The organism is Sphingosinicella microcystinivorans, from assembly GCF_027941835.1.
Lineage (GTDB): Bacteria > Pseudomonadota > Alphaproteobacteria > Sphingomonadales > Sphingomonadaceae > Sphingosinicella.
The window spans coordinates 3,367,849-3,379,470 of sequence record NZ_CP116005.1; the positions used below are offsets into that span (position 1 = coordinate 3,367,849).

At 68.1% G+C, this 11,622-nt stretch carries 11 protein-coding genes; 4 read left to right on the top strand and 7 right to left on the bottom strand.

All coding sequences use genetic code 11. From position 1 onward, the window contains the following. Positions 1-28: 28 nt before the first annotated feature. Genes ntrC through dusB form a run of 3 tightly spaced genes read right to left on the bottom strand, consistent with a single transcriptional unit; the run spans position 29 to position 3,589 of the window. Positions 29-1,498 carry a nitrogen regulation protein NR(I) gene (gene ntrC, locus PE061_RS16165; RefSeq protein ID WP_271256254.1) on the bottom strand — a complete coding sequence of 490 codons (1,470 nt, stop codon included), beginning with the start codon at positions 1,496-1,498 and terminating at the stop codon, positions 29-31. Next, positions 1,495-2,586, bottom strand: a complete 1,092-nt coding sequence (locus PE061_RS16170; protein ID WP_271256255.1) for a two-component system sensor histidine kinase NtrB — start codon at positions 2,584-2,586, stop codon at positions 1,495-1,497. The genes ntrC and PE061_RS16170 overlap by 4 nt, the downstream gene beginning before the upstream one ends. A gap of 1 nt (position 2,587) precedes the next feature. Further along, positions 2,588-3,589: a tRNA dihydrouridine synthase DusB gene (dusB, locus tag PE061_RS16175; protein ID WP_271256256.1), complete on the bottom strand. Its 1,002-nt coding sequence runs from the start codon at positions 3,587-3,589 to the stop codon at positions 2,588-2,590. Between the two features lie 80 nt (positions 3,590-3,669). Between dusB and PE061_RS16180 the strand changes: the two genes are divergently transcribed. After that, positions 3,670-4,818, top strand: a complete 1,149-nt coding sequence (locus PE061_RS16180) for a bifunctional 2-C-methyl-D-erythritol 4-phosphate cytidylyltransferase/2-C-methyl-D-erythritol 2,4-cyclodiphosphate synthase (RefSeq protein ID WP_271256257.1) — start codon at positions 3,670-3,672, stop codon at positions 4,816-4,818. Between the two features lie 11 nt (positions 4,819-4,829). Beyond that, the gene (locus tag PE061_RS16185) at positions 4,830-5,351 is read left to right on the top strand and encodes a CinA family protein (RefSeq protein ID WP_271256258.1); all 522 of its coding nucleotides are present in this window, start codon (positions 4,830-4,832) and stop codon (positions 5,349-5,351) included. Here the strand turns inward: PE061_RS16185 and PE061_RS16190 are convergent. Together PE061_RS16190 and lipA are read right to left on the bottom strand one after the other, a co-directional pair. Then, positions 5,291-5,770: a type II toxin-antitoxin system RatA family toxin gene (locus tag PE061_RS16190; protein WP_271256259.1), complete on the bottom strand. Its 480-nt coding sequence runs from the start codon at positions 5,768-5,770 to the stop codon at positions 5,291-5,293. The genes PE061_RS16185 and PE061_RS16190 overlap by 61 nt on opposite strands. Then, positions 5,763-6,692 (bottom strand): lipoyl synthase, encoded by a 930-nt coding sequence (lipA, locus tag PE061_RS16195; protein ID WP_271256260.1) that lies wholly within the window; start codon positions 6,690-6,692, stop codon positions 5,763-5,765. The genes PE061_RS16190 and lipA overlap by 8 nt, the downstream gene beginning before the upstream one ends. Positions 6,693-6,773: 81 nt before the next feature. Here lipA and PE061_RS16200 point away from each other — a divergent pair, with 81 nt between their 5' ends. After that, on the top strand, positions 6,774-7,415 hold the full coding sequence (locus tag PE061_RS16200) for a carbonic anhydrase (protein ID WP_271256261.1): 642 nt from the start codon (positions 6,774-6,776) through the stop codon (positions 7,413-7,415). Positions 7,416-7,559: 144 nt separating this feature from the next. Continuing rightward, complete coding sequence (gene gdhA, locus PE061_RS16205; protein WP_271256262.1) at positions 7,560-8,909, top strand: NADP-specific glutamate dehydrogenase; 1,350 nt, start codon at positions 7,560-7,562, stop codon at positions 8,907-8,909. A 19-nt stretch (positions 8,910-8,928) separates the two neighbouring features. On the opposite strand, the gene lpdA is transcribed toward gdhA, so the two are convergent. Together lpdA and PE061_RS16215 are read right to left on the bottom strand one after the other, a co-directional pair. After that, positions 8,929-10,326 (bottom strand): dihydrolipoyl dehydrogenase, encoded by a 1,398-nt coding sequence (lpdA, locus tag PE061_RS16210; RefSeq protein WP_271256263.1) that lies wholly within the window; start codon positions 10,324-10,326, stop codon positions 8,929-8,931. A 9-nt stretch (positions 10,327-10,335) separates the two neighbouring features. Beyond that, on the bottom strand, positions 10,336-11,622 hold the full coding sequence (locus tag PE061_RS16215; RefSeq protein WP_271256264.1) for a pyruvate dehydrogenase complex dihydrolipoamide acetyltransferase: 1,287 nt from the start codon (positions 11,620-11,622) through the stop codon (positions 10,336-10,338).

The window sequence follows — 11,622 nt, forward strand, 5'->3', positions numbered from 1 at the left end:
GCAGCCCGGTAACGATCCGATTCTGAAATCAGCCTGAACGGCCGACAGGCGGCCCCGCCGGGCGGAGCGCCACGGCGTCGATGCCGCGGTCGTTCAGCTTCTTGCGCAGCGTGTTGCGGTTGATGCCGAGCAGCCTGGCGGCGCGGATCTGGTTGCCGCGCGTCGCCGCGAGGCTCAGCAGCAGCAGCGGCTTCTCGACTTCCGCGAGCACCCGCTCGTAAAGCCCGTCCGGCGGCAGGTCGTCGCCGAACGTGTCGAAATAGCGCGCGAGATGCGCCTCCACGGACCCGGCGAGGCCGCGATTGTCGCTCTCCGCGCGCGCCGAGGGCACGCGCTCGCTGCGCAGCGCCTCCTCCACGCTGGCGGCGGAAATGACGTCGGAACGTTCGAGCGCCGCGAAGCGCCGCATCAGGTTCTCGAGCTCGCGGACGTTGCCCGGCCAGTCGTGGGCCTGAAGCCGGAGGATGGCTTCGGGCTCCAGCGTCTTCGCCGGAAGCCCCTCCGCCTCGGCGCGGCGCAGGAAGTGCGTCGCAAGCTCGGCGATGTCGTCGACGCGGCTCCTCAGCGGCGGCAGGTGCAGCGGCACGACGTTCAGGCGGTAGAACAGGTCCTCGCGGAACAGCCCCGCGTCGACGAGGCGGCGCAGGTCCTTGTTCGTCGCGGACACGATGCGGATGTCCGCCTTGATCGGGCGCATCCCGCCCACCGTGGTGAACTCGCCGGACTGGAGCACGCGCAGCAGCCGCGTCTGCGCCTCCATCGGCATGTCGCCGATCTCGTCGAGGAACAGCGTGCCGCCCTGAGCCTGCTCGAAGCGGCCGATGGCGCGGGCCTGCGCACCGGTGAAGGCGCCGCGCTCGTGGCCGAACAGCTCGGATTCGATGAGCTCGCGCGGGATCGCCGCCATGTTGACGGCGACGAACGGTCCCGTCCGCCGCGGGCCGAGGTCGTGCAGCGCTTTCGCCACGAGTTCCTTGCCGGTGCCGGATTCGCCGAGGATGAGCACGGTGAGGTCGGTGGGCACGACGCGCGCGATCGTGCGGTACACCTCCTGCATCGCGGGCGAGCGGCCGATCAGCGGCAGGCCGTCGCCCTCGTCCTTCGCCGCCGCCTTGCGCGCGGGCGCTTGCGACTGTTCGAGCGCGGCGGAAACGGCAGCCGCCAGCTTGTTGATATCGAACGGTTTCGGCAGGTATTCGAACGCGCCGTTCTCGGTCGCGCGTACCGCCGTCGCCAGCGTGTTCTGCGCGCTCATCACGATCACCGGCAGGCCCGGGCGGCGCGCGAGGATGCGCGGCACGGCGTCGAGCCCGTCCGCGTCCGGCAGCACGACGTCGGTGATCACCGCGTCCCCCACCCCCGCCTCGATCAGTTGCCAGAGCCCCGCGACGGTATCGGTCGTGCGGACCTCGTGGCCCGCGCGCACCAGCACCTGCCGCACGACGGTGCGGATCGCCGCGTCGTCGTCGGCGACGATGATCGTGCCGGTGCGGCTCACTGCCTGCCCGCCGTGGGCAGGAGCACGCGGAAGGTCGTCCGCGGCGGGTTTTCCTGCCGGTCGTACTCGATGAGCCCGCCGTGGTCGCCGACGAGCTTGGCGACGAGCGCGAGGCCGAGGCCGGTGCCGCCCGGCTTCGTGGAAATGAAAGGATCGAACAGATGCTCGGCGACGTCCGCGGGCGCGCCCGGCCCGTCGTCGATCACGCAGACCTCGATCGCCACGGACATGCGCCGCTTGGAGCCCTTCACCGCCACCTTGAGGCCGTGCCGATAGGCGCTTCGCAGGCGTATCTTGCCTTTGTTTCCTGTGGCTTCGCTGGCGTTCTTCACGAGGTTCACGAAAATCTGGATCAGCGCGTCGCGGTCCCCGTCCACGTCCGGCAGCGAGGGATCGTACTCCTCCTCGAACTCGACGTCGCGCGCGAAGCCGTGCTCGGCGAGGCGGCGGACGTGGCCGAGGATCAGGTGTATATTTTCCGGCTGCCGCTTCAGCGGCCGCGTGTCGGTGAACTCCTCCATCGAGTCGATCAGCGTGCTGATGCGATCGACCTCCGTGCAGATAAGATCGGTAAGTTCGGGGTCGCCGTCCTGCGCCAGGAGCTGCGCCGCGCCGCGAATCCCCGAAAGCGGGTTCTTGATCTCGTGCGCCAGCATCGCCGCGACGCCCACGGCCGTCTTCGCCGCCCCCACCTGCTCGCGCTGGCGGTTCACCATCGTCGCCGCCGCGCGCCGCTGGAACACCAGCGTTGACCAGCCCGGCGCATCCGGCACCGGCGAGACCAGCAGGTCGGCGGTGACGCGGCGCCCGCCGATGAACGCGATGTCGAGGTCGTAGGCCGCGAACTCGCCGCCGGTGACGACCGCCTCGAACAGCACCGCGCGCACCGCGCTGTCCTCCGGGAAGATCGCGCCCCAGCCACGGTCGACGAGCGTCGGCTCGCTGAGGTTGAACATGTCCTCGGCGGCGGTGTTCATCCGCGCGGGCGCGCCGTTCGCGTCGATGAGGACGATGGGGATCGGAAGACTTGCGAGCAGGTCGTCGGCGGACGGCGGCGGAACCAGCGGAACCGCGGGCACGGTGGCCATGTCAGGCGGCCGCCCGGGCAAGCCAGGGCGCGTAGAACTCCCGGAGCATCGCCTTCACCCGCGCCGGATCGCCGACCTGGTTGACGCTGTTCCGGAACTCGGCGGAGCCGTGCATTCCCTTGGTGTACCAGCCGATGTGCTTGCGCGCGAGGTTGACGCCCGTGTCCGTGCCGTAAAGCGCCAGCATCATCTCGTACTGCTCGAGGATCAGGTGATACTGCTCCTCGATCGTCGGCGCCTTGAAGCGGTGGCCGCAGAGGTCGGCCATCACCTCGCCGAGCAGCCACGGGCGGCCGTAAGCCCCCCGCCCCACCATCACCGCGTCCGCGCCAGACTGTTCGAGCGCGGTGCGCGCATCCTCCACCGAGCAGATGTCGCCGTTCACCACGACCGGCAGCGAAACGGCATTCTTGACATTGCGCACGAACGCCCAGTCGGCGCTGCCCGAATACATCTGGTTGCGCGTGCGGCCGTGCACGGTGATCATCCTGACGCCGAGGTCCTCGGCGATCCGCGCGAGCTCCGGCGCGTTCAGGCTGTTGTGGTCCCAGCCCATGCGCATCTTCAGCGTCACCGGCAGGTCGACCGCCTTCACCGTGGCCTCGATCAGCGAGGCGGCGAGCTTCAGGTCGCGCATCAGCGACGAGCCGGCGTGCCCGTTCACGATCTTCTTCACCGGGCAGCCCATGTTGATGTCGATGATCGCCGCGCCGCGATCGGCGTTCAGCTTCGCCGCTTCCGCCATGATACCGGGCTCGCAGCCCGCGAGCTGCATCGAGACCGGCTCCTCGGACGGGTCCCACGCCACCTTCTGAAGCGACTGCCGCGTTTCGCGCACCATCGCCTGGCTCGCGATCATCTCGGTGACGGTGAGCCCCGCGCCGAAGCGCTTGACGATCTTGCGGAACGGCAGGTCGGTGACGCCGGTCATCGGCGCCAGGATCACCGGCTGTTCGATCCGCACGGGTCCGATCGAGATTGGCTTCAGTTTCGGCACGGTCATTGGCTGCCCAAAAATAAGGCACGGCGCATAGCCCAAGCGGGGCTGTTCGGCAAGACGCAGCTAGGCTAAAGCCGCCCGCCATGAACGAAGCACCACGGGTCGCGGCCATCGTCGTTGCCGCCGGGAGAGGCTCCCGCGCGGGCGAAGGCGCGCCGAAGCAATATCGGATGCTCGCCGGCCAGCCGGCGATCCGCCATGCGTTCTCGGCGCTCGCCCGCCATCCGCGCGTCACCCACGTGCTCCCTGTCATTCACGCGGACGACGAGGGTGCCTTCGCGGACGCCGCCGCGGGCCTCGATGTGCTTGCGCCCGTTCACGGCGGCGCGACCCGGCAGGAGTCGGTCCTGAACGGGCTGCGGGCGCTGGAGTCGCTCGCGCCCGTGCTGGTGCTGATCCACGACGCGGCGCGGCCGCTGCTCCCCGCCGCGGTCGTCGACCGGCTTCTGGATGCGCTTGAAGACAGCGACGGCGCCGCGCCCGCGCTGCCCGTCGTCGACAGCCTGCGCACCGGCGACGCCCATGCCGACGGCGAGGTCGACCGCAGCCGCCTGAAGCGTGTGCAGACGCCGCAGGCGTTCCGCTACGGCGCGATCCTCGACGCGCACCGGGCCGCCGCGCCCGATGCGACAGACGATGTCGCGGTGGCGCTCGCCGCCGGGCTGCGCGTGGCGTTCGTCGAAGGCGACGAGCGGCTCGCGAAGCTCACCTACCCGGACGACTTCGCGCGCGCCGAGGCGATCCTCGCCGCCGGGCGGGTCGTGCGTGTCGGGCACGGCTTCGACGTGCACCGGTTCGGCCCCGGCGATCATGTCTGGCTCTGCGGCGTGAAGGTGCCGCACAGCCACGGCCTCGTCGGCCACAGCGACGCGGACGTGGGGCTCCACGCCCTCACCGACGCCCTGCTCGGCGCCGCCGCAGAGGGCGACATCGGCGACCATTTCCCGCCGGGCGACCCCGAGTGGCGGGGCGCGCCGTCGGACCGTTTCCTTGCCCATGCCCGCGACCTCGTGCTTTCGCGCGGCGGCATCATCGACCATGTCGATGTCACGATGATCTGCGAAAGGCCGAAGGTCGGCCCGTTCCGCACGGCGATGCGCACAAGTGTCGCCGCGTTGTTGCGGCTGCCGGAGGAGCGGGTTAGCATCAAGGCGACGACGACCGAGAAGCTTGGTTTCACCGGGCGCGGCGAAGGCATGGCGGCGCAGGCGACCGCAACCATAAGACTATAGGGTCAGCAAACATGAGTGGACTGTTCGACGACGAGATCATCGCGCTTGCGCGCCGCGTGGTGGAGCTGAACGCTGCCGCCGGGCGCAAGGTGGTGCTTGCCGAATCCTGCACCGGCGGCCTCGTCTGCGGCGCGATCACCGAGATCGCCGGCTCCTCGGCCGTGCTGGAACGCGGCTTCGTCACCTACTCGAACGAGGCCAAGACGGCGCAACTCGACGTGCACGGCGACGTGCTCGAAACCTTCGGCGCGGTTTCGGTCGCGACCGCGTGGGCGATGGCGCAGGGTGCGCTCGCGCACAGCGAGGCGGACGTCGCCGTGGCGATCACCGGCATCGCCGGCCCCGACGGCGGGTCGGAATCGAAGCCCGTGGGGACCGTGGTGTTCGCGCGCGCGATCCGCGATTCGGACCCCGAGGACGTGGTGGCGGACATGAAGCAGTTCGGCGACCTCGGCCGCACCGGAATCCGGCTTCAGGCCGTGCGCTGCGCGCTCGAACTGCTGCTCCCCGAAGACGCCGCGCCCGCCGCATAGACCTTCGCGGCGCGCGTTTCGAACGCCGTCACCATCTTGCGGAAGGCTTCGTGGAAGTACGCGCCCGCGAGCGTGTTCAGGATCGACTGGCGGAACGCGAAATCGACGTGGAAGTCCACCTCCGTCCCCGCGCCGACCGCCTTGAAGCGCCAGTCGTTGTAGAGGAACTTCAGCGGCCCCGAGATATAGTCGATATGGATATGGCGCGGCCTGTCCAGCACCACGCGGCTCGTGAAGGTTTCCCGGAACACCTTGAAGCCGACGATCATGTCGGCGACCATCTCGGTATCGCTCCGCGACTTCACCCGCGTCGCGATCACCCACGGCAGGAACTCGCCGTAGCGGCCGACATCGGCGACGAGATCGAAGAGCTGCTCCGGCGTGTACGGAAGAACCCGGACCTCGCGGTGTTCAGGCATCGGCGCGTTGGTGCTTCGCCAGCCGCGCGGCCTTCAGCTTCGCGAAGTCGGCGCCCGCGTGGTACGACGAGCGCGTCAGCGGCGATGCCGCGACGAGCGCGAAGCCCTTGGCGCGGCCGAGCGAGGCATACGACTTGAACGTGTCCGGCGTCACGAATTCGATGACCTTCGCGTGGCGCGGCGTCGGCTGAAGATATTGGCCGATGGTGAGGAAGTCGATGTCGGCGGAGCGCATGTCGTCCATCACCTGATGAATCTCCAGCCGCTCCTCGCCGAGGCCGACCATGAGGCCGGACTTGGTGAAGATCGTCGGATCGAGCGTCTTCACCCGCTCCAGCAGGCGCAGCGAGTGGAAGTAGCGCGCGCCGGGCCGGATCGTGGGATAGAGCCTCGGCACGGTTTCGAGGTTGTGGTTGTAGACGTCGGGCCGCGCATCGACGATGCGCTTCACCGCCTCGTCCGCCTTGTTGCGGAAGTCCGGCGTCAGGATTTCGATCGTCGTCTCCGGCGCGCGGCGGCGCATCGCCTCGATCACGCGCACGAACTGGGTGGCGCCGCCGTCCGGCAGGTCGTCGCGGTCGACGCTGGTGATGACGATGTGTTCGAGGCCAAGCTCGGCGGCGGCGGTCGCCACGTGCTCGGGCTCCAGCGGATCGACCGGGTTCGGCATCCCCGTCTTCACGTTGCAGAAGGCGCAGGCGCGCGTGCACGTGTCGCCGAGGATCATCACGGTCGCGTGCTTCTGCGTCCAGCACTCGCCGATGTTCGGGCACGCCGCCTCTTCGCAGACCGTGTTGAGGCCGAGGTCCCGCATCAGCCGCCGCGTCTGCGAGAAACCGACGCTCGTCGGCGCCTTCACGCGCAGCCAGTCCGGCTTGCGGGTGCGGATCGGGGAAACGGGTGCGGGATCAGCGTCTGCCATGCGCGCCTAGATAGCGGCCGCGACAATATAATCCAACCGTGAGTTCTTGCATGGCAGGCATGAACGGTTTAGCCCGTTTTCATGTCCGGCTTCGATGAGTTGATCGACGGCTACCGCCGGTTTCGCGGCGGCGCCTATATCGCCCAGAAGGCGCGCTATGATGCGCTGAGGTCGAGCCAGAGCCCCAAGACGATGATCATTTCCTGCTCGGACAGCCGCGTCGATCCGACGCTGATCTTCGATGTGGGCCCGGGCGAGATTTTCGCGGTGCGGAACATCGCCAACCTGGTGCCGCCGTTCGAGATCGGCGGCGGGCGCCACGGCGTTTCGGCCGCATTGGAGTTCGCCGTGACGCAGCTCGAGGTCGAGAGCGTCGTGGTGATGGGCCATGGCGGCTGCGGCGGCGTGCAGGCCGCGCTGACCCGCAAGTTCGAGGGCGCGCCGGCGGGCGCGGGCGGCTTCATCGCGAACTGGATCGACCTGCTGGACGAGGCGCGCGACCGCATCCTCCACGAGCATGACGGCCATCTGGGCCGGGAGGTCGAGTATGCGCTGGAGCTGGAGGCGGTGAAGGTTTCCCTGCGAAACCTCCGCACCTTCCCCTGCATCCCCGAGCGCGAGGCCGCGGGCAAGCTGAAGTTGATCGGCGCCTACTTCGCGATCCGGGACGGCGTGCTGCACGTCCTCGACGAGGCGACCGGCATCTTTACCCCGGCGGGATGATTTCCTGAAGAACCCAAAGTTTTCGGGTTCATATTCGATTTTATGGGATTGAATCCGAAAATTTCACGACGTTTCAAAGTTTTCTTGCAAGATTATTGAATCTTCCGTTTCCCCGCGCCGACGTGCTCAGGGGAAGGATCACTCGTGTCGACCATTGATGAAAAGCTGGAACCGATCTACGCGGAGGTTCTGCGGCGCAACCCTGCCGAGGTGGAGTTCCACCAGGCCGTCAGGGAGGTCCTGGACAGTCTCGGCACCGTGGTCGCCAAGCACCCGGACTATGCCGACGGTGCGCTCATCGAGCGGATTTGCGAGCCTGAACGCCAGATCATCTTCCGCGTGCCGTGGGTGGACGACAGGGGGCGGGTCCAGATCAACCGGGGCTTCCGGGTCGAGTTCAACTCGGCGCTCGGCCCCTACAAGGGCGGTCTCCGCTTCCACCCGAGCGTCCTGCTCGGAACCGTCAAGTTCCTCGGCTTCGAGCAGGTCTTCAAGAACGCGCTGACCGGGCTACCGATCGGCGGCGGCAAGGGCGGGTCCGACTTCGACCCCAAGGGCCGCTCCGAGGGCGAGATCATGCGCTTCTGCCAGTCCTTCATGACCGAGCTTTACCGCCACATCGGCGAGCATACCGACGTGCCCGCGGGCGACATCGGCGTCGGCCAGCGCGAGCTCGGCTACATGTTCGGCCAGTACAAGCGCATCACCAACCGCTACGAATCGGGCGTGCTGACCGGCAAGGGGCTGACATGGGGCGGCTCCAAGGTCCGCACCGAGGCGACGGGCTACGGCGCGGTCTATTTCGTCTCGGAGATGCTGAAGGCGCGCGGCCTCGATTTCGACGGCCGCACGGTCGTCGTCTCCGGCTCGGGCAATGTCGCGGTCTACACCATCGAGAAGATCCTCAGCCTCGGCGGCAAGGTCGTCGCCTGCTCCGACTCCGCGGGCTATGTCGTCGACAAGCGCGGTATCGACCTCGACCTCCTGAAGGAGATCAAGGAAACCCGCCGCGCCCGCATTGCCGACTATGCGGAAATCCGGCGCGACGGCGCCCTGTTCGTGCCGAACGGTACGATCTGGGACGTGCCGTGCGACGTCGCCATGCCCTGCGCGACGCAGAACGAGCTCACCGGGTCGGATGCCCGCACGCTGGTGAAGAACGGCGTCGTCGCCGTCGGCGAAGGCGCGAACATGCCCTGCACGCCCGAAGCCGTCCGCGCGTTTCAGGAGGCGGGCGTGCTGTTCGGCCCCGGCAAGGCCACGAACGCGGGCGGCGTCGCCACCAGCGCGCTCGAAATGCAGCAGAACGCCTCGCGCGACAGCTGGTCTTTCGAGGACACGGAGGCCCGCCTCGCGAACATCATGCGCGGCATCCACGAGCGCTGCGCCGAAACCGCCGAGGAGTACGGCGCGCCGGGCAACTACGTCGCGGGCGCGAACATCGCGGGCTTCATCCGCGTGGCGGAGGCGATGCGGGCGCTCGGCGTGATCTGACGGCGGCGCCCGTATCCCATCAGATGTGCAGGGGCCGTCCGTAGGCGGCGAGCACGCTTTCGTGCATCATTTCCGAAAGCGTCGGGTGCGGGAAGGTCGTGCCGATCAGTTCGGCCTCAGTCGTCTCGAGCTCGCGCGCGACGACATAGCCCTGAATGAGTTCCGTGACCTCTGCGCCGACCATGTGCGCGCCGAGGAGCTCGCCGGTCGCCTCGTCGAACACGGTCTTCACGAATCCCTCGGTTTCGCCGAGCGCGATCGCCTTGCCGTTGCCGATGAAGGGGAACTTGCCGACCTTCACCTTGTAGCCCGCCTCCTTCGCCTTCGCCTCGGTGAGGCCCACGGAGGCGACCTGCGGGCGTGAGTAGGTGCAGCCGGGGATGTTCGCCGTGCTGAGCGCGTGAACGTCCTTCACCCCCGCCATCTTCTCCACGCAGACGACGGCCTCGTGCATCGCCTTGTGCGCGAGCCACGGCCCGCTCGTCACGTCGCCGATGGCCCAGATGCCGTCGACATTGGTGCGGCCATAGCCGTCCGTCTCGATATGCCTGTTCGGAAGCTGCTTCACGCCCAGCGTTTCGAGGCCGATGTCCTCGACGTTCGGCACGATACCGATGGCGACGATGGCGTGGCTGAAGTCCTGCGTCTCCACCTTGCCGTCGGCGAACTTGATCTCGGCCTTCACGCCCTTGGCGCCCGCCTCCAGCTTCTGGACGCCGGTTTTCGTGTGGATCGTCATGCCCTGCTTGGTGAGTTGCTTCTCCATGAACGCGCTCACCTCGGCGTCCTCGACGGGCAGGATACGCTCCAGCATCTCGACGACCGTCACCTTGGCGCCGAGGTCCGAATAGAAGCTCGCGAACTCGATGCCGATGGCGCCCGAGCCGATCACCAGCAGCGTTTCCGGCACCGCCTCCGGCACCAGCGCGTGGCGATACGTCCAGATACGCTTGCCGTCCGCCTTCGCGAACGGAAGCTCACGGGCGCGGGCACCGGTCGCGACGATGATGTTCTTCGCCGAAAGCGCGGTCGTCTTGCCGTCCTTGGAAACGGAGAGCTTCCCTTTCCCCGTCAGCGTGCCGACGCCCTCGTGGACGTCGATCTTGTGCTTCTTCATCAAGCCCTTGACGCCGCCGTTCAACTGATCGGCGACCTTGCGGCTGCGCTCGACCACCTTCTTGATGTCGAAGGACGGCTTCTCGGCGCTCAGACCGTAAGCCGAGGCGTGCATCAGGTAGTGGAAGATCTCCGACGAGCGCAGCAGCGCCTTCGTCGGGATGCACCCCCAGTTGAGGCAGATGCCGCCGAGCCGCTCGCGCTCGACGATGGCGGTCTTCATGCCGAGTTGCGCCGCCCGGATCGCCGCGACATAGCCCCCCGGCCCGGAGCCGAGGACGATGAGATCATAGCTGGACATGGGCGATCCTTACGCGACGAGGGTAAGCGGGTTCTCGACGAGGCGCTTGAACGCCTGCATCAGGCGCGCGCCGTCCGCGCCGTCGATGGCGCGGTGGTCGAAGCTGCCGGTCGCCGACATCACCGTGGCGATGGCGAGCGCGTCGTTCACCACGAACGGCCGCTTCTCGCCCGCGCCGATCGCCATGATCATCCCCTGCGGTGGGTTGATGACGGCCTCGAACTGCTTGATGCTGTACATGCCCATGTTGGAGATGGAGGCCGTGCCGCCCTGATATTCATGCGGCTGGAGCTTGCCCTCCTTGGCGCGGGCGGCGAGTTCCTTCATCTCGGTCGCGATGGCGGACAGGCTCTTGCCGTTCGCGCCGACGATGATCGGCGTGATGAGGCCGTTCGGGATCGACACCGCCACCGAGATGTCGGCGCGGCTGTACTTGAAGAGCTGGTCGCCTGAGATCGAGACGTTGCACTCCGGCACCTCGATCAGCGCGGCGGCGAGCGCCTTGATCAGCAGGTCGTTGACGCTGAGCTTCACTCCGCGCGGCTCCAGCGCCGCGTTCAGCTCGCTGCGCAGCTTGAGGAGCGCGTCGAGCTCGATGTCCACGGTGAGGTAGATGTGCGGAATCGTCTGCTTGGCCTCGGTGAGACGGCGCGCGATGGTCTTGCGCATGTTCGAGAGCTTCACCGCCTCGTGCGGAATGTCGGTCTCGAACGTGGCCGGAGCCGTGACCGGCAAAGGCGCGGCAGCGGCCTTTGCCGCAGGCGCGGCGGCAGCCGGTTTGCCGCCGTCGAGGTCCGCCTTGACGACACGCCCGCCGGGGCCGCTGCCCTGAACGCCGCCGAGGTCGATGCCCTTCGCCTCTGCGATGCGGCGCGCGAGCGGGCTCACCTTGACGCGGTCGCCTGCATCCGCCGCCGCCGGAGCAGGAGCCGCAGGCTTCGGCGTTTCCGCCTTCGCCGGTTCCGGCGCGGGCTGCGGCTTCTCTTCGGCCTTGGGGGCAGGCGCTGCCGCTTTCGGTTCGGCTTTCGCGGCCTTCGGCGCGGAGACCGCCTCACCCTCTTCCGCGAGCACGGCGATCAGCTGGCCGACCGGCACGTCCTCCGTTCCCGCCGCGACGACGATCTTCGCGACGACGCCCTCGTCGATGGCTTCAACCTCCATCGTCGCCTTGTCGGTCTCGATCTCGGCGATGACGTCGCCCGGCGACACCTTGTCGCCTTCCTTCACCAGCCACTTCGCGAGCGTCCCCGTCTCCATCGTCGGCGACAGCGCGGGCATCGTAATGTCAATCGGCAT

Excerpts from the sequence above, each read along its gene's own strand:
- PE061_RS16170 (WP_271256255.1), bottom strand. The coding sequence starts at position 2,586 with ATGGCCACCGTGCCCGCGGTTCCGCTGGTTCCGCCGCCGTCCGCCGAC.
- dusB (WP_271256256.1), bottom strand. The coding sequence starts at position 3,589 with ATGACCGTGCCGAAACTGAAGCCAATCTCGATCGGACCCGTGCGGATC.
- PE061_RS16180 (WP_271256257.1), top strand. The coding sequence starts at position 3,670 with ATGAACGAAGCACCACGGGTCGCGGCCATCGTCGTTGCCGCCGGGAGA.
- PE061_RS16185 (WP_271256258.1), top strand. The coding sequence starts at position 4,830 with ATGAGTGGACTGTTCGACGACGAGATCATCGCGCTTGCGCGCCGCGTG.
- PE061_RS16190 (WP_271256259.1), bottom strand. The coding sequence starts at position 5,770 with ATGCCTGAACACCGCGAGGTCCGGGTTCTTCCGTACACGCCGGAGCAG.
- lipA (WP_271256260.1), bottom strand. The coding sequence starts at position 6,692 with ATGGCAGACGCTGATCCCGCACCCGTTTCCCCGATCCGCACCCGCAAG.
- PE061_RS16200 (WP_271256261.1), top strand. The coding sequence starts at position 6,774 with ATGTCCGGCTTCGATGAGTTGATCGACGGCTACCGCCGGTTTCGCGGC.
- lpdA (WP_271256263.1), bottom strand. The coding sequence starts at position 10,326 with ATGTCCAGCTATGATCTCATCGTCCTCGGCTCCGGGCCGGGGGGCTAT.
- PE061_RS16215 (WP_271256264.1), bottom strand. The coding sequence starts at position 11,622 with ATGCCGATTGACATTACGATGCCCGCGCTGTCGCCGACGATGGAGACG.